The organism is Litorivivens lipolytica, from assembly GCF_014191715.1.
Lineage (GTDB): Bacteria > Pseudomonadota > Gammaproteobacteria > Pseudomonadales > Spongiibacteraceae > Litorivivens > Litorivivens lipolytica.
Genome location: NZ_JACHWY010000002.1, coordinates 472,206 through 488,987, shown reverse-complemented (window position 1 = coordinate 488,987; position 16,782 = coordinate 472,206). Strand labels below are relative to the sequence as shown.

Sequence of the window (16,782 nt, the reverse complement as noted above, 5' to 3'; positions counted from 1 at the left end):
CCGTATACTGCACGCATCAACCCCTGAACCGACCAAGACGTGACCACTGAACGTTCAACCGCCGAGCTGCGCGATTCAGCGCCCTTAAACCTGAAACGCCTCTGTCTGCTGCGCAGCGTGGTGCTGGTGGGTCAGTGTGCCGCCTTTGTTTATGCGGTTGAGGTGCTGAACTGGGCCCTGCCGATACTGACGCTCAGCCTGATTTTTGGCGCTATTGGCTTGATCACGCTCGGCACCTGGTGGCGCGCCAATCGCGACTGGCCCGTAACGGACGGCGAGTTTCTGTGCCAGCTGCTCGTTGACGTGCTGACGCTGGCGCTGGTGTTGTATCAGGCGGGCGGGGCCAGCAACCCCTTTGTATCGTTTTTTCTGGTTCCCATTTGTATAGCCGCCACCACCCTGCCCTGGCACTTCACCGGCTTGGTCGCCGGCGCCAGCCTAACTGCTTACAGCATACTCATGTTTTTCTACCACCCGCTGGCGGCGCTGGAACCTCACCACAGTGGCGGCGGATTGAATCTGCATGTGGTAGGCATGTGGTTTAACTTCGCGGTCAGCGCCGCGCTTATCACTTATTTTGTGGTGCAAATGGCCAGCGCCGTGCGACATCGGGATCAGGCGCTGGCCAAGGTGCGTGAGCAGCGATTGCAGGATGAACAACTTTTGGCCATCGCCACGCTGGCTGCCGGCACTGCCCACGAGCTGGGAACACCCTTGGCCACCATGCGTATCCTGACAGATGAACTGCAAGATGATCCGGCCCTGCCCGAGAGCCTGCGCGGAGATGTGGCCACCCTCGATTCCCAGTTGGGTTTGTGTAAACAGATTCTTAATCGCCTGACCTCAACCGCCCAGGATTTCAGCGCCGGTCGCACCGATACTATTGCCGCCCGTAAATTCTTTGCCCTGCTGCACGAACACTGGCAACTGCTTAGACCGTCGACCCACGATGCTGATTTCGATATTGACCTGCCAGCCGATACGCGGATGGTGATGGATACCACCCTCGAACAGGCCATGATCAACTTGCTCAATAACGCCGCCGACGCCAGCCCGGCCTTTGTGGCACTGCGAGCCTTTATTGAAGAAGATGAGCTGGTCGTTGCGATTGAAGACGAAGGCCCCGGCATTCCCGCCGCACAGGCCGAAAAACTCGGCACACCGTTTTACACCACCAAGGGCCGTGGACTGGGGCTTGGTTTGTTTGTCAGTAATGCCGCCGCTCACCGCTACGGCGGCAAACTGGTCTGGCACAACCGCGAACCTCGCGGCAGCCGCGTCGAACTGCGCCTTCCCGCAAACGAGGTCTTTGTCTTTAAGGGGCCCGCCGATGAGTGAACAGAACCTGTTACTGGTGGACGACGACAAGGTCTTTGTGGATGTCATGGCCCGCGCGCTGGAAAAACGCGGCTTCAAGATAAGCTGCGCGAATGGCGTAGATGAAGCAGAAATTCTGCTGAGCAAGCAAGTCTTCCAGAAAGCCCTGGTCGATTTAAAAATGGAAGGCCGCTCAGGCCTCTCATTGATTGAGCTGCTGCAGGCAAAACAGCCCAAGTGCCGGGTGATCATGCTGACCGGCTATTCCAGCATTGCCACCGCTGTGGAGGCTATGCGACTGGGCGCCTATAACTACCTCTGCAAACCGGCGTCTATCAAGGAGGTTCTCGCCGCCTTCGACACACAGGTCTCTGCTGACGTCGACGTACCTGACAACCCGCCCTCCGTAGAACGGGTGGAGTGGGAGCATATTCAGAAAGTACTGGCAGAGAATGACGGCAACGTTTCAGCTACCGCCAGAGCATTGGGAATGCATCGCCGCACCTTGCAGCGCAAACTGCTTAAAAAACCTGTGCGGCAGTAAGTAGTGAGCTAAGTATGACGTGAGAGCCGAACTCGAAAGCTTGTTGTTACCAGAACACGCGCAGGGTCAGCGCCGTCTGTTTGTAGTTGTCACCAAGCCACAGATATTGCAGACCCAGTGTCAGTGAGTCGCCTCCAAGGCCCAACTCAATGCCCGCTGCAGGCGTGTTAAATTCATCCAACACACGCTTTTCATCACCAGCCTCCTTGATGCGCTGGTAGCTGTGTCCGGCCTTGAAGTCAGCGTAAATGATTCGACCTACTCGGTAACCGACAAAGGCATTGTGACTGTAAATAGCCAAGTCCTGCTCGACAGCAAGGTTAAAAGCATGCCTAGAAGGTGAGAATGGATCAAACTGAAATTCAGGTTTGAAACTGGTTACACGACTGTAGTCGTACTCCAGATACGCTTTCTTCCAACGCGCCCCTACCGAAAAACCAAAGCCAAGTGCATTGTCTTCCTCACCTGCAATACGTGCGTCAGCACCCAGCACCTTCCAGGAAAAGAAACCGCCAAAATCGTCAGACGCACTGGCAGAAACTGGTAACATCAGGCTAGCCATGAGCAGCCCAAAAATTCCCTTTCGCACCACACTTACCCCTTAATTCTTATGTTGTTAACAGCGGTAAGTGTTACACGAGGAACCTACGATTTCTAGAATTGCGAACGACCCTTGTTCGCCGCAATGCGCATACGCAGGGCGTTCAGCTTGATAAAGCCTTCCGCATCTTTCTGGTCGTAGGCGCCAGCGTCGTCTTCAAAGGTTGCAATGGCTTCATCGAACAGGGAGTTGTCGGACTTGCGGCCAACAACAATCACGTTGCCTTTGTAGAGTTTCAGACGCACCACACCGTTTACAAACGCCTGTGATTCATCAATCGCGGCCTGCAGCATCTTGCGCTCGGGGCTCCACCAGTAACCGTTATAAATCAAATTGGCGTAGCGCGGCATCAGCTCGTCCTTCAGGTGAGCGACTTCGCGATCCAGAGTGATCGATTCAATCGCACGGTGGGCACGCAGTAGGATGGTGCCGCCGGGCGTTTCGTAGCAACCGCGGGACTTCATACCCACGTAGCGGTTTTCGACCAGATCCAGACGACCGATGCCGTTGGCACCGGCAATCTTGTTCAGGGTCTCCAGCATGGTGGCCGGGCTCAGTTCCTTGCCATCCAGCGTCACGGGATCGCCGTTTTTGTAGCCCAGTTCAATGTAAGTAGGCTTGTCCGGTGCAGCCTCGGGGCTGACGCTCCAACGCCACATGTCTTCTTCGGCTTCCCAATAAGGATCTTCCAGATTGCCGCCCTCGTAGGAGATGTGCAGCAGGTTGGCATCCATGGAGTAGGGAGACTTTTTCTTCTTGCTGGAGAAATCCACCGGGATCTGATGTTGCTCACAATACGCCATCAGCTTTTCGCGGGAGTTCAGATCCCACTCACGCCAGGGGGCAATGACTTTAATGCCGGGCTTGAGAGCATAGGCACCCAGCTCGAAACGCACTTGATCGTTACCCTTGCCAGTCGCACCGTGGGAAATGGCGTCGGCGCCAGTTTCATTGGCAATCTCGATCAGGCGCTTGGCGATCAGCGGGCGAGCAATAGAGGTGCCCAGCAGGTACTCGCCTTCGTAAATGGTGTTCGCACGAAACATGGGGTAGACGAAATCGCGCACGTACTCTTCGCGCAGGTCGTCAATATAGATTTCCTTGATACCCAACGCCTTGGCCTTGGCGCGGGCGGGCTCAACTTCTTCGCCCTGACCGATATCAGCCGTGAAGGTCACTACTTCGCAGTCGTAGGTTTCCTGCAGCCATTTGGCGATAACCGAGGTATCGAGCCCCCCGGAATAGGCGAGGACGACTTTGTTGATTGCAGACATGGAATTCTCCAGAAACGGCGGTTGAGCGTGTTCAAAAGGGGCGGAATTCTACCGTATTCGCCGCCCCGACAACAGAGGCTAACCCGCGCTAGTAGCAGCGCTGGCTCTGGGATACCGTGAAATGGGTATTCCCCATGGCCACGCCCTCGCCCTGCTCGCGCGTATGAAATTCGAAGCTCCGACCGTCGGTAGCATCCATCAACATGGTCGCCTTGCCGCCGATATCCACCACCAGCCACCACTGACCATTGTGATTATCAGCATTGGTGCTGGACGCCGACATGCCTTCAATCGACATGAATGATTCGCTGTGATAATCGTAAGCATATTGCCCGTTACGACAGAAATCATAGGTTTCCGTGGTGCCGCTGGCGTAGGAGCCATAATTGCCCGCGCCGCCCTGCGAGTAATTGGATGCACTGCCGGCTGCCGTCAAACGCCGCCCCCAGAACAATCTCGCCCACTGTCGCCCCGTCGGCATACTCCACTGCACTGAGCGGCACAGGGACTCAACCAGAGATTTCAACGACGCTTCGGAGCCCTTGGGTGCCATCGCCACCGCCGAAAAGGTGTTGCCCTCCCCACCTCTGACCGCGCAGATATGCAGGGCAATGGGCTGGTTTTCGAATCGGCCGGGGTAGGCCTCGAACACGCCTTTTTCGGTATAGCGCGGCTCGTGATCATAGTTGATCTCGATGCCCGCCTGCTCCAAGGCCGTGGACACGGCCAGCGCCGTTTCCTGCACGGTGCCTTCGGAATAGGCAAATATCCCCAGCCGGGTCTGCCCCTTCTGCAGCACGTAGCCGCCAAAATCCGCATCGTAGTCGCCCTCGAAGCCTGCCGGTACTCGCAAGGACACCCCGGTGGTCGCGGACTCGAGCGGCTTGGTTTCTGCCATTGCCGCCGTCAATAGACTGACTGCCAACAGACCGACAAATCCCTTCATTCTGTGTCTCATCCAATCGTAATCTCAGTTTTGAGTGTAGCGCATCGACGCGGCCCGGGGCCCCTCCTCTCTTTAATCAAACCCCCGAATCCGGTAGCATGCGCGCTCAACCCGCATTGATCGCACCCATGTCTGAGAACACCCCGAAACGCATTACCCTGACTCGCCCCGACGATTGGCACGTTCATCTACGTGACGGCGACGCCCTGCCCTTAACCACCAAAGATATGAGCCGCTATATGGGCCGGGCCATTGTGATGCCCAACCTGACGCCGCCCGTGCGTACCGTGCAGGACGCTGACCTCTACCGGGACCGCATCACTGCTGCCATGAGCAAACTGCCGCGCCAGTTCGAGCCACTGATGGTGCTCTACCTGACCGACAAAACCACACCGGAAGAGATTGTCCGTGCGGCGAAGTGCAGTTTTGTATATGCGGCCAAACTGTACCCCGCTGGCGCCACTACCAACTCTGACTCCGGCGTAACCGATATCAATGCCCTGCATCCCGTGCTGGAAGCGATGGAAAAGCATGACTTTCCGCTGCTTATTCACGGTGAAGTGACAAACGATAGTGTCGATATTTTTGATCGCGAGAAGCGTTTTATCGATAAAACGCTGAGACCGCTGGTAGCAGCATTCCCCAAACTCCGGATCGTGCTGGAGCATATTACGACCGCTGACGCAGCCGATTTTGTCTCCGATGCACCGGCCAATGTGGCCGCGACCATCACCGCCCACCACTTATTGTATAACCGCAATCACATGTTGGTTGGCGGCATTCGCCCCCACTTTTATTGCTTGCCGATTCTGAAACGCCGCAGCCATCAGGCCGCCCTGCTGGCAGCCGCCACCTCGGGCTCGAACAAGTTCTTTCTAGGCACAGATTCTGCGCCTCATCCCAAAGACAAGAAAGAAGCCGCCTGTGGTTGTGCCGGCAGCTATACCGCCTACGCGGCGATTGAAATGTATGCCGAAGCCTTTGAACGTGTCGGCGGCCTGCACCAACTCGAAGCCTTTGCCAGTTTCAACGGCCCGGACTTCTATGGTCTGCCACGCAACACCGACACCATCACGTTGGAAAAGACTTCCTGGAGGGCACCCGAGTCGCTGGACATGGGCGGCACACCGCTGATTCCCCTGCGCGCGGGCGAAACGCTGAGCTGGTCAGTAATCGATGACTGACGACCTCCTGCCCGTGGACTTCCCGATCGCCACCCGTTTTCGCGGCTTTCTGCCCGTCGTGGTGGACGTCGAAACCGGCGGCTTTCAGGCCAGCACCGACGCGATTCTCGAAATCGCCGCCAGCTTTGTGGACTTCAATGACGAAGGCGAACTGATCGTCACCGAAACCCTCGACTATCAGGTCGAGCCATTTGCCGGGGCCAATCTGGAGCCCGCTGCTCTGGAATTTACCGGCATAGATCCCGAGCACCCGGATCGCGAAGCTAAAAAAGAAGTGATTGTATTTGGCGAACTGCTCAAGGCGGTCCGCCAGAAAGTAAAAGCCACTAACTGCAACCGCGCGATTCTGGTTGGCCACAACGCCCACTTTGATCTCGGCTTTGTGATGGCCGGCGCCGAGCGCAGCGCCATCAAACGCAATCCCTTCCACCCCTTTTCGGTAATCGACACAGCCAGTTTGTCAGGGCTGGCTTATGGCCAAACGGTGCTGGCAAAAGCCTGCGAAGCCGCCGGACTGCCATTTGATAATCGCGCTGCACACAGCGCCGCTTACGATACAGAGAAAACGGCTCAGCTGTTCTGTTCGATCGTCAACCGCTGGCAAGCTCTCGGCGGCTGGACCTGGCCCGAGCCCGACGATACGTCACACCTCTGAAAAATCTGTGCAGTAAAAATCCCAAATATTGCCGAAAACCCGGGGCGAACGCTGAATATTACCCGACTCTCCCCGCTATTTTTGCGAGCAGATCACCTATGCTTAGGCCTTGGAAACACTTGAACAAAAGTAGTTGAGGCAGCCACCTGATGGTAACCGTTGATCTTTTTCGTTTATCGAGGAGCGATCTTTCGCTGGGACATGTCAGAATACTTCGCGAGCATAATCGTTTATTTCACGCCGTAGTATCCTATCGCAACACGGAAGAACAGGAAGACACCCAGTCCTATCGACTGGTCGCAGATACCCGCAATCACGCCATCATGTCCGTACTGAGCTGGGCCAACAAGGAGTTTGGCGGCCATTGCGTGCTGCTGCCTCTCCGAAGCGCCCCGCGAAGTCTTGCCTTCGCGTAAACGCAAAAAAACCAAGCTGTAGACACAAAAAAGGCCGCATAAAGCGGCCTTTTTGCTTTCTTCCGTCTGACTTACAGTTTGTCAGCGTTAGAAGACAGGTACTCGGCAACACCATCGGGAGAGGCGTTCATGCCTTTGTCACCCTTGTTCCAGCCAGCGGGGCAAACTTCACCGTGCTCTTCGTGGAATTGCAGGGCTTCAACCAGACGTACCAGCTCGTCGATGTTGCGACCCAGCGGCAGGTCGTTAACGATTTGCGAACGCACCAGACCTTCTTTATCGATCAGGAAAGCGCCACGGAAGGCAACACCACCGTCAGCTTCAACGTCGTAGGCGCGGCAGATGTCGTGACGAACATCAGCAGCCAGCGTGTAGCCCACAGCACCAATACCGCCCTTTTCAACCGGGGTGTTACGCCACGCGTTGTGAGTGAACTGAGAGTCGATAGACACACCAATCACCTCAACACCCAGTTCCTTGAACTTGGCTACGCGGTGATCCAGAGCGATCAGCTCAGACGGGCACACGAAGGTGAAGTCCAGCGGGTAGAAAAAGATCAGGGCGTATTTGCCCTTGATGGTTTCGCTCAGGGTAAATTCGTCAACGATCTCGCCGTTTCCGAGAACCGCAGCACAAGTAAAATCGGGAGCAGGTTTACCTACGAGTACACCCATGGTGATTAACCTCCAGCGTGGTTTGCGTTAGAAAAATTATGATGACCGGCGCAACCGGCCAGATAGCGTGACAAGCATGATACACGGCTGCTCTGATCAGGCACAGGTGATTTTTCCTGCTTTTCAATAGATAAAATCTATCGATTAAATTTCCGACACAAATTGAAAAAACAGCTTGAAACTGACAATCATTCTCATTAGCATTACTTAACAGTTTTAAGAGCCTGCGAGCAACACACCATGTTTGTCTGTATCTGCAACGGAATCACTGACCGCGACATCCACCGCGCTCTCGACAGCGGTGACCGCAATTTCCGTCAGGTGAGCAAATCACTGGGTGTCGCCAATAATTGCGGGAGCTGTGAAGAGCTGGCTCGCGAGATTATTGAAGAATACAAAATGCAGGATTCCATGGGCACCGCGCCCTTCTACGCGGCGGTATAACCCCACAGATCGTCGCCCTTATAAATCACATATTTTTCTGCAGTTGAGCAATCAGCTTCTGCTTCATCGGGATTACCCAATTCTCTTTCAGTGCTGCTGACAGCAACCCCGCATCCTCCAGCTCGTCACAGAGTTTCATCTGATGTGCCAGATCGAACATATCGAATTGACGAATAATCTGACAGTTATCATCCAGTGTCAGAAATGAAATCCCCGGCGTTTCCCGATAACTGCCATCCTCGCGCTGCCCCGGGCCGCGATTCATCCAGTGGGTAATGATCTCGTTCCCCTCGCCCACATAGAACCCTTTATAGGGAAAGGTCCAATCTTCCCAGCCGTGCTGCATATCACGACCGTAGTGAGTAGCCTTGATCTGATCAGTCCCGCGAGCCTCCACCACAATCACCCCGGCATACTCGCAGGTATACACGCATTCCGGCGCGTAGATCTCGTCGACGAAAAACGTCCACTCATTACGGCGATCGGCTTCCGCGTGATAACTGATGTATTTTTCGATGAACGCTTTTTTCTGCTCGTGGGACAAACCTGTCATGGTCGACTCCTTATCGTTTTTATCGAGTCTAGCCTGATCCGAAACCGGGCTCTATTCAGAGCCCGGGAAATTCACGCCAGCTACGCCAAACGAGGGAGGTTTAGTCGTCCTTGAATTTTTCCTCGAAGGGCGCTCTAGCCTCTGATATCACATACTGGCGAATAGCTTCGCTGTCGGCCTCATCCAGATCAGACGCAAATACCGGCATTCCCTGAGCCGCCCGGGCACCGCCCAGCACGACCGCATTCCAGGCTTCACCCAAGCCCAACAGCGGTGACCAGCGCAAATCGGGCAATAAACCACTCGACACCGCGTGGTCGCCGTGACACACCAGACAAGAGGCATTGTAAAGTTGCTGGCCTTTGGCAATAACATCGGCTGACGCTTCCAGCGGCGGTATTGATGGCTTTGCTGCAGACTGACCAACCAATTCCGGCAGCGTCCCGTCGGCACCCAGTTTGAACACCAACAAGCGTCCTACTCCCGGTGCACTTTCTGCCGGAAAAAGACCTCCGTAGATCAGCGCAAACGCACCACCCCAACCCGAGGCCACGGCAATATATTGCTCGCCATCCAGTTCATAACTGATAGGCGGCGCGACGATACCCGTCTGGGCAAAATGCTCCCACAAACGTTCGCCACTCTTCGCGTCATAGGCCACCAGCTTCGCGTCGGCATTGCCCTGAAACACCAAACCGCCGGCAGTAGCCAGCACCCCGCCATTCCAGGGGCTGTCGTGTTCCACTTTCCAGGCGGGTGACTGGGTCACCGGGTTCCAGGCCAGCAAACGACCTTTCACAGCCGCCCGCAAAGCCAGGTACTGGGCCTTGTCATTCGGCAGTGAGCCTAGCCCGGCGTTTGCACCCACGTTCCAGCGCACATCACTCTGCTGAAAATCTTCTTCATCACCGTAGATATAAGGGGTTTCCAGCACCGGGATATACACGAGGCCGGTATCTGGGCTGAAGGCCGTCGGGTGCCAGTTGTGTGCACCTAGGGGCCCCGGCAATTGCAGGTGGGGAGCGCGATTGCCCCAGCGGGCTTCCGGCACTTCAACCGGCCGGCCGGTGTTGAGATCGATGTGTGTGGCCCAGTTCACCGGCACATAATTATTGGCTGAAATCAGCTCGCCGGTTTCCCGGTCAATCACATAGAAGAAGCCGTTCTTCGGTGCCTGCATAATAACTTTGCGCTCGGCGCCATCAATCTTCAGCTCCGCCAGAACAAGGTGTTGGGTCGCGGTGTAGTCCCAGGTCTCGCCTGGCGTGGTCTGGTAGTGCCACACGTATTCGCCGGAATCCGGCTTAACCGCCACGATGGATGAGAGGAACAGATTGTCTCCACCTTCCGGACTGCGAATCGCCTGATTCCACGGCGAGCCGTTACCCACACCAAAATACAAAAGATCCAGTTCGGGGTCGTAGGCCATGGAATCCCAAACGGTGCCACCACCGCCATACTGCCACCAGCGCCCGGTCCAGGTTTTGGCCGCCTCGGCCATGATTTCCGACTCATGCCCCTCGTGCGGGTTACCGGGTACGGTGTAAAAACGCCAAACCTGCTTGCCGGTATCGGCGTCAAACGCTGAAATATAGCCGCGCACACCAAACTCAGCGCCGCCGTTACCAATCAGCACCTTGCCCTTCACCACGCGCGGCGCGCCGGTAATGGTGTAGGGCTTGCTTTGATCAACCGTCACCACATCCCAGAGCTTCTCACCGCTTTTGGCATCCAGCGCGATCAAACGACCGTCGATGGTGCCGGTGAAAATCTTGCCTTGCCAGTAAGCTACTCCCCGGTTGACCACATCGCAGCAGAGATCGGCGGCCTTGCTGCGATCTACCTTGGGATCAAAGCGCCACAGTGGCTGTCCGGTACGCGCATCGAGCGCGTACACAATATTCCAGGTGGCGGTGGCATACATCACGCCATCGACGACCAGCGGCGTGGTCTCAATTCCGCGACTGGTACCCAGATCAAAACTCCAGGCGAGCCCCAGTGAATCAACGTTTTCACGGGTGATCTGTTTGAGCGGAGAGAATCGTTGCTCGGAGTAGGTCCGGCCGTGGGTTATCCACTGCCCCGGATACTGTTCGGCTTTCGTAACATCCGGCAACTCCACCGGCCGCGGCGCGTCTTTAGAACAGGCGCTGGTCAACAATACCAGAGCCACCACACTGAACCACTTATGCATTATTGTCTCCTACCCGGCGCATGTGTCGGGTGAGCATATCGACTGAGGCGCGCAGTGTACAGGCGAAAAAAATCCGCTGGCGCCAAGCGCCAACGGATTACGTAAAGAGACAACTGGATGGATCAACAAATGCTGATCACCGGCACCTGATTAATACAGGTAATAGCGTACGCCCAGATTCCAGCTATTGCCGCGGTAGTCCATATCAATGGCGCGGTTTTCATCTTCCAGCACGATATCGGGCTCGCCCGCATATACGCGATATCCCAGATCCAACTGCAGGCTACGCGTTACTGCAAAGGTCAAACCGGCGCCGGCTTGTGCCATGATAAATTCATCATCCGCCGGCCCCTGGCGCAACTGGCCAACACCCAAACCCATACCGGCGTAATAGCCAAGGGGAGAGTCATTAAATTTGAAATCTCGCCAGAATGAAGCCATCACGCGACGCGACTCGATAAAATCCTCTTTGGACTCAGGTGACTTAATACCAAAATCACCTTCACGGTATTCAAACTCGGTACGCCAACCGTCGCGGTTGATAAAACCGGCGCTGATCGCAGGATGCCTGTCGGTATCAAAACGGCCGCGGTAATCCCGACGCACAATGTTGCTGGTACAACCCAAAGGGGTACAGTTTTGAACACGCTCGCGGTCGTGAATGGTATTGTTGTTGATGGTGCTTTCGTAGGATGTGGCACCAATGTACCAGGTATCGCGGGCCCAGCTCGGCGCACTCACGCCCATCAGCAAGGACAGACCGGCGACCGCCACCCCTTTACAAACACGCATACTTCCTCCGTCGACTATCGTTTGAAAATTCTGGAGGCCAGTGTACGCGGCAGAAGTTAACGAAACCTTAACGGTGTCGCCAAAAGACGAATCCGGGCGTTGTAAATAATTAACAAGCCGTAAATACCCTACGCCCCCCTGTCCTGCACAATAGTGAAAAATTAACGAGACAGAGCCATGACAGACTTCACCCCACCCGAAGGTTTTGCCGCGATGCCACTCGATGGCAGCTTTAACGATGCCTTTGCACCGGTGTACATCCGTATCGACGAGCGCGGCTCAGCGGTGGGGCTACTCGTCGAAAAAAAGCACCTTAACCCGATGGGCATCTGTCATGGCGCTGTATATATGGCGCTGTTTGATATCGCCTTTGCCTGCGCGATCGGTTTCAAACTAGGCAAGTTTGCCGGCACGCCCACCATGAACATCAACATAGACTACATGGCTGCCTCAAAAGAAGGTGAATGGCTGGAAGTACAGGCTGAGTGTCTGAAGACAACCCGCACTGCCGGCTATACCCAAGGGCGCATAGTGGCTGGCGAGACGATCAAGGCTGCTGGCAGCGGCATTTTCAGGTTGCCGGATGACCTGGCAAGTGCCCCCAGCATGGGCAACAACTGACTCCTCGCAATGACGCATTGCCCAACCGTCATGGCGAGCACCGCGAAGCAATCTCCCCGACTGCGATACCCGCATCTCGAGATTGCCGCGTCGCTCTGCTCCTCGCAATGACACTGCCGGATCGTCATTGCGAGCATAGCGAAGCAATCTCGCACCAAAATACTTACAAAGTATGTGGATTCACCATCACACCGCCATCCACGTCTAAGGTCGTGCCGGTAATAAAGGATGCGCGGTCTGAACACAGGTAAGTCACCGCATCCGCCACTTCTTCGGGTTCACCAAGGCGACGCATCGCGTGGACTCCGGCCGTGTGCTCTTCAGCCCCCGGCACTTTCGCAAAGTAATCCACGATTGCCGGCGTGCGAATGCCGCCGGGATTAATCGCATTCACCCGAATATTTTTCTGGGCATACTCAGCGGCGGTAGTGCGCGTCAGCGCTATGACTCCGCCTTTTGCGGCGCTGTAGGGCGCCTGCATGGCCTCACCCCGAACCCCTGACAGAGACGCGATATTCACGATGGCGCCACCGCCCTGCTTCAGCATCTGTGGTATCTGATACTTCATGCAAAGCCACACGCCTTTCAGCGTCACATCCTGCGCCAGCTGCCAGTTCTTTTCGTCAACATCAGGCACAAAGGCAAAGCCACCACCAAAAGCGGCGTTGTTGCTCGCACAATCGAGCCGGCCAAACGCCGCCACCGTTTGCTCAACCATGGCCTTTACCTCATCGGCCTTGGCCACATTGGCGCGAATAGCAAGTGCCTCACCACCTGCTTTGCGGATCAGCTCAACGGTTTCTTCGGCCGTCTCGAGGTGATAATCGACCACAGCCACGCGCGCACCGTCTCGCGCAAACATGCAGGCGGTTGCGCGGCCAATGCCGCTGCCGGCGCCTGTGACCAAGCCAACCTTACCCTCCAGCAGCATCTACTTGTCCTCGCCAAAAAGTTTCTTGTGCAGTTGCGGCGCAAAAATGACGGCCCGGTGATGGTGTTCCAGAGCCGCCTCACTGCTGGCCAGCCAGTACACGATATCGGCTATCGACTCCGGTGGAGTCGGATTAAAGCGCGCGGCAATCTTGTCATCAAAACCATTGGCCTTCATAACTTCGGTCAGCACAAAGCCCGGCTCCACAGAGAAAAAGCGTATACCGCTGTCTTTATGCTCAACCCGCAGTGAAGGCATCATCCGAATCAGCGCCGCCTTCGAGGAGGGGTAGGCAAAACCCCAGCCGCCTTCATCAGCCGGTGCGGGCGGATCATTCAGCGCCGAGCCCGACACCATATTGATCACCGCACCAGCCTTTCGCTCGAGCATGCCCGGCAGCAGTTTTTGCGCCAGCGCCAGCGGGGTTAGCACGTTGCCGCGATAGATTTTCTCGACTTGTTCCAACTCCACTTCCAGCACGCGCTGCATATTGCCCGGCCCCTGATAACAGGCATTGTTGAACAGCACATCCACACGACCGAAGTGATCGAGCGCCTTGTCTGCCGCCGCCAGCACCGACGCGGTATCAAGAATATCGGAGCGAACCAACAACACCTCGGAACCGAATTCCTTCGCTGCCGCCGCCGTTGACTCCAGCGAACCTGGCAATGCTGTCGTGGTTGACTGCCAACTGCCGTACTCGTGTTGCTCGCCCTCTTTCAAGGTGCGGGCGGTGAGCACAAGATCATAGCCTTCTCGAGCAAAGGCCAAGGCGGTCGCGGCACCAATACCGCGACTGGCCCCGGTAATAAAGGCAACAGGTCGACTCATCTCACTTACCTCCCAGCGGCCGGTCTTCGGTCCAGACCACATTCAGATCGCGCTTGAGGTATTTCGCTACACCGTCGCGGATTTCAATGGTTTCCTGATAACGGATCCCCATGTCCATCTTGTGCTCGACCTCGTGCTTCACATAAAAATGCGAGGCGATGCAGTAGGTTTCACCGTTGTAGGTATCGCCATCCCATTCACCAAACTGGGAACCAATCAGGTGAAACGTGCGACTGTACTGACGCAGAAACTCCAGATTGTCGATAAATACCTGCCGCGACTCAGCACCGAAACCGGGCCCATGCTGAGTAAAGTCCGGCCACATAATGGCTTCGGCCTCGTCAAACTGGCGGTCATCGACGATCCGCACATACTGGTTGGCCAGCTGCCAGGGGAGATTATTTTTATCCATTGTCAGGCACTCATCAGATGATTATCAGGAATACTGTTTTTTGACTTCAGTCAGACGGCCAAAGAATTCGTCAAACATGGCCGTGTCGTAAACAAAGTACAGCGGCAGGATTTCCACGTAGGTCGCCCCCGCCTCCAGCATCGCTGGAATGGTTTCAATGGTGGCCTGAAAATCAGGATTCCCATCACTGTCGAACTTGTGCTCCACCATGGCTCGCACCTGCAGCTCGGCAGGATCACGTCCGGCATTTTCAAAGGCGCGACGCAGGGTTTTTACGCCCTCCCCAAAAACCGCAGGGTCTTGCTCAATCGGAATCCAGCCATCAGCCACCTCGGCTATGGCCTTGCTGTTTTCTTCATTGGCTTTAACACCCACCCAGCAAGGCACCGTCTCCGGCGCAGGGCGGCAGTAGATATCGTCAAACGCAATCTTCTCGCCCTGATAACTGGCCGGCGCGTTTTTCCAAAGGGCTTTCATGGCACCTATTTGCTCAAACATGTAAGACTTGCGACCCGCAAACGGCAGACCGGAAGCTTCAAATTCTTCGCGCTGCCAGCCGGTTCCCAAGCCCATCACAACGCGCCCAGGCGCCAGCGCATCCAGCGTACCCACCTGCTTGGCAAGCAGGGCCGCCGAGCGCAGCGGAGATATCAGAATGCCTTGCGACAATTCAATTTTGTCGGTTGAGCCGGCAATGGCCGCTTCAATCGTCATCGGTTCCAGCCAGGGCGTTTCGGGCGGTGAAGGAAACTCACCGTAGGGGTAGCGATCCGTGCGACTGCCCATCACCACGTGATCGGTCATGGAGAGCTGATCGATCCCCGCCTGCTCCGCCTTCTGGGCCACTTCAATCAAACCTTTTGGATTGCCGCCATACAGATTTTCCAGACCATAAATGCCAATGCTCAGTTTGAAACTCATGCCTTGCTCCTTGTCTTTAATCTTCAAAGTGCTGATTTTTTACTCAATGATTTTTGGATGAACTGCATATCGTTTTGCACCAGTGCCCCGAGCGCCGCCAGCGTGCGCTTTAGCGAGGTCACCCGATCCAGTTCCCCGCGGCGGTAGGCCAGCGCAAAATTTTTGGTAATGGCCGTACAGTTATCCAGCAGCAAGCGTGCCGCCAGCTCGTCGGCTCCGAGCTCAAGAAAATACCGTTGCCACCGAAACTCGTAACGACTGACGAGCTCTTGATGGTAGGCCTGAAAATCCTCGTTCAGCTCCGGCACCGTGCGCAGGATCAAACCGGCACAGCCGTATTCGTCAATCACATCCCAGATCAGACTTTCCAGCTGGGTACTGCGGTTGCTATCCCCGGCCAGAAAATCGCGAATGGCCTGATACTGCTCCTCACAGGTAAAACGCTCCTCGAGGCGGCGGTAAAAGGATTCTGAAATTGCAAAATAGAGATCGGATTTCTTGGGGAAATAGGAATACACCAGCGGTCGCCCGCAGCCTGCCAATTCTGCAATGCGAGCGTGTTTAAGGGCATCAATGCCCTCGAATTCAACAATATGCGCCGCGACCTTGATCAACTGCTCGCGTCGTTCTTCGCGAGAAGCGCGCTGACTCAAGGTCTGCAACGATGACGACGACTGATGGGCGGGGTTGGCCACGGCAGGCTCCAGTGAAATCCAGAGATGCTACCTTCCGCTTCTATTGACATTTTGTCAATAAAGCGAGATCGGCCGTTTGGATTAGGCTGTGTCGATCTACCTCAGTCCAATCTCGCCGCAATTAGCGCCCGTAATTCAGGCTCATAGTGCTCAGTGAAGGCCTTCCAGTTTTTCGAACCAAACATCTGTACTAGCGTCGGCTCAGACACCAAAAAGTACTTCATGGCGCCGAGGATTTGATATACCACCACAAAGGCTTGGGCTTGATTCTTAAGGCGCTTGGGCGACGCGGCGAGCGCCATATCGCAAAGGCTGTCCAGAAAGGGCTTCAGATACCAGGTTTTTGCATTCTCGGCGCGCTGTTTGTTATCCAGCAATTCGCGCATCAGCACCAGCGTGTCATCGGGGCGTGATTGCAGGGCGTCATAGAAGTACATCAGGCAGGCTTCAAAACCTTCTCGGGGGTTTTCTGACGCCTGAACGATGCGCGACATATCTTCCATCAGGCGATTGGAAATCGTCTGCAGGACTTCTCCGTACAGTTTTTCCTTACTGCCAAAGTGGTGCAGCAGCGCTTGTTTTGTCAGCGCAAGCTCATTGGCCACAGCTGCAATACTAACGCCGTAATAGCCTCTTTCAGCAAATAGTCGGGTGGCGGTTTCGATAAATCGAGTTTTGGTTTCCATCGTGACTCTGGTCGGTGATCGGTGCAGGCTTGACAACTTACCACATGGTAGGCCACGATTCACCTACCACCTGGTAAGTTGCCTTGAATTG

Annotated in this window: 20 protein-coding genes; 7 read left to right on the top strand and 13 right to left on the bottom strand. The window is 55.6% G+C overall.

From position 1 onward, the window contains the following. Positions 1–39: 39 nt before the first annotated feature. Both FHR99_RS16595 and FHR99_RS10615 read left to right on the top strand, forming a co-directional pair. Positions 40–1,338: an ATP-binding protein gene (locus tag FHR99_RS16595; RefSeq protein ID WP_183410631.1), complete on the top strand. Its 1,299-nt coding sequence runs from the start codon at positions 40–42 to the stop codon at positions 1,336–1,338. Continuing rightward, positions 1,331–1,861: a response regulator transcription factor gene (locus FHR99_RS10615; RefSeq protein ID WP_183410630.1), complete on the top strand. Its 531-nt coding sequence runs from the start codon at positions 1,331–1,333 to the stop codon at positions 1,859–1,861. The genes FHR99_RS16595 and FHR99_RS10615 overlap by 8 nt, the downstream gene beginning before the upstream one ends. Positions 1,862–1,907: 46 nt before the next feature. Here the strand turns inward: FHR99_RS10615 and FHR99_RS10610 are convergent, their stop codons facing one another. From FHR99_RS10610 to FHR99_RS10600, 3 genes are all read right to left on the bottom strand, one after another. Then, the gene (locus tag FHR99_RS10610) at positions 1,908–2,411 is read right to left on the bottom strand and encodes a hypothetical protein (protein WP_183410629.1); all 504 of its coding nucleotides are present in this window, start codon (positions 2,409–2,411) and stop codon (positions 1,908–1,910) included. A gap of 104 nt (positions 2,412–2,515) precedes the next feature. Next, positions 2,516–3,736, bottom strand: a complete 1,221-nt coding sequence (locus FHR99_RS10605; protein ID WP_183410628.1) for an argininosuccinate synthase — start codon at positions 3,734–3,736, stop codon at positions 2,516–2,518. An 88-nt stretch (positions 3,737–3,824) separates the two neighbouring features. Then, a complete protein-coding gene (locus FHR99_RS10600; RefSeq protein ID WP_183410627.1) occupies positions 3,825–4,682 on the bottom strand; it encodes a hypothetical protein in 858 nt (285 codons plus the stop codon). 128 nt (positions 4,683–4,810) lie between these two features. On the opposite strand from FHR99_RS10600, the gene pyrC reads away from it, so the two are divergent. The 3 genes from pyrC (at position 4,811) to FHR99_RS10585 (ending at position 6,937) form a co-directional block, all read left to right on the top strand. Beyond that, a complete protein-coding gene (gene pyrC / locus FHR99_RS10595) occupies positions 4,811–5,866 on the top strand; it encodes a dihydroorotase (protein ID WP_183410626.1) in 1,056 nt (351 codons plus the stop codon). Beyond that, the gene (gene rnt / locus FHR99_RS10590) at positions 5,859–6,521 is read left to right on the top strand and encodes a ribonuclease T (protein ID WP_183410625.1); all 663 of its coding nucleotides are present in this window, start codon (positions 5,859–5,861) and stop codon (positions 6,519–6,521) included. Before pyrC ends, rnt begins: the two co-directional genes overlap by 8 nt. A gap of 149 nt (positions 6,522–6,670) precedes the next feature. Next, positions 6,671–6,937 carry a hypothetical protein gene (locus FHR99_RS10585; protein WP_183410624.1) on the top strand — a complete coding sequence of 89 codons (267 nt, stop codon included), beginning with the start codon at positions 6,671–6,673 and terminating at the stop codon, positions 6,935–6,937. 71 nt (positions 6,938–7,008) lie between these two features. Here the strand turns inward: FHR99_RS10585 and FHR99_RS10580 are convergent, their stop codons facing one another. After that, a complete protein-coding gene (locus tag FHR99_RS10580; RefSeq protein WP_183410623.1) occupies positions 7,009–7,611 on the bottom strand; it encodes a peroxiredoxin in 603 nt (200 codons plus the stop codon). A 240-nt stretch (positions 7,612–7,851) separates the two neighbouring features. Here FHR99_RS10580 and FHR99_RS10575 point away from each other — a divergent pair, with 240 nt between their 5' ends. After that, positions 7,852–8,055: a (2Fe-2S)-binding protein gene (locus tag FHR99_RS10575; RefSeq protein WP_183410622.1), complete on the top strand. Its 204-nt coding sequence runs from the start codon at positions 7,852–7,854 to the stop codon at positions 8,053–8,055. A gap of 25 nt (positions 8,056–8,080) precedes the next feature. On the opposite strand, the gene FHR99_RS10570 is transcribed toward FHR99_RS10575, so the two are convergent. The 3 genes from FHR99_RS10570 to FHR99_RS10560 all read right to left on the bottom strand — a co-directional run bounded on the left by FHR99_RS10570 (position 8,081) and on the right by FHR99_RS10560 (position 11,594). Then, entirely contained in the window at positions 8,081–8,608 is a 528-nt protein-coding gene (locus FHR99_RS10570; protein WP_183410621.1) for a nuclear transport factor 2 family protein, read from the bottom strand. A 100-nt stretch (positions 8,609–8,708) separates the two neighbouring features. Beyond that, positions 8,709–10,802 carry a PQQ-dependent dehydrogenase, methanol/ethanol family gene (locus tag FHR99_RS10565; RefSeq protein ID WP_183410620.1) on the bottom strand — a complete coding sequence of 698 codons (2,094 nt, stop codon included), beginning with the start codon at positions 10,800–10,802 and terminating at the stop codon, positions 8,709–8,711. A gap of 150 nt (positions 10,803–10,952) precedes the next feature. Then, positions 10,953–11,594, bottom strand: a complete 642-nt coding sequence (locus FHR99_RS10560) for an outer membrane protein (RefSeq protein WP_183410619.1) — start codon at positions 11,592–11,594, stop codon at positions 10,953–10,955. Positions 11,595–11,771: 177 nt separating this feature from the next. Here FHR99_RS10560 and FHR99_RS10555 point away from each other — a divergent pair, with 177 nt between their 5' ends. After that, entirely contained in the window at positions 11,772–12,215 is a 444-nt protein-coding gene (locus FHR99_RS10555; protein WP_183410618.1) for a PaaI family thioesterase, read from the top strand. 163 nt (positions 12,216–12,378) lie between these two features. Here the strand turns inward: FHR99_RS10555 and FHR99_RS10550 are convergent, their stop codons facing one another. The 6 genes from FHR99_RS10550 to FHR99_RS10525 all read right to left on the bottom strand — a co-directional run bounded on the left by FHR99_RS10550 (position 12,379) and on the right by FHR99_RS10525 (position 16,691). Then, positions 12,379–13,146 (bottom strand): glucose 1-dehydrogenase, encoded by a 768-nt coding sequence (locus FHR99_RS10550; protein ID WP_183410617.1) that lies wholly within the window; start codon positions 13,144–13,146, stop codon positions 12,379–12,381. Beyond that, the gene (locus tag FHR99_RS10545) at positions 13,147–13,977 is read right to left on the bottom strand and encodes an SDR family NAD(P)-dependent oxidoreductase (protein WP_183410616.1); all 831 of its coding nucleotides are present in this window, start codon (positions 13,975–13,977) and stop codon (positions 13,147–13,149) included. It lies immediately after the preceding gene. Between the two features lies 1 nt (position 13,978). Beyond that, positions 13,979–14,389, bottom strand: a complete 411-nt coding sequence (locus FHR99_RS10540; RefSeq protein WP_183410615.1) for a nuclear transport factor 2 family protein — start codon at positions 14,387–14,389, stop codon at positions 13,979–13,981. 24 nt (positions 14,390–14,413) lie between these two features. Continuing rightward, positions 14,414–15,310 (bottom strand): TIGR03619 family F420-dependent LLM class oxidoreductase, encoded by an 897-nt coding sequence (locus tag FHR99_RS10535; RefSeq protein WP_183410614.1) that lies wholly within the window; start codon positions 15,308–15,310, stop codon positions 14,414–14,416. A gap of 23 nt (positions 15,311–15,333) precedes the next feature. After that, positions 15,334–16,005, bottom strand: coding sequence for a TetR family transcriptional regulator (locus FHR99_RS10530; protein WP_183410613.1), 672 nt, complete (start codon positions 16,003–16,005; stop codon positions 15,334–15,336). Between the two features lie 101 nt (positions 16,006–16,106). Continuing rightward, positions 16,107–16,691 (bottom strand): TetR/AcrR family transcriptional regulator, encoded by a 585-nt coding sequence (locus FHR99_RS10525; RefSeq protein ID WP_183410612.1) that lies wholly within the window; start codon positions 16,689–16,691, stop codon positions 16,107–16,109. Positions 16,692–16,782: the final 91 nt, after the last annotated feature.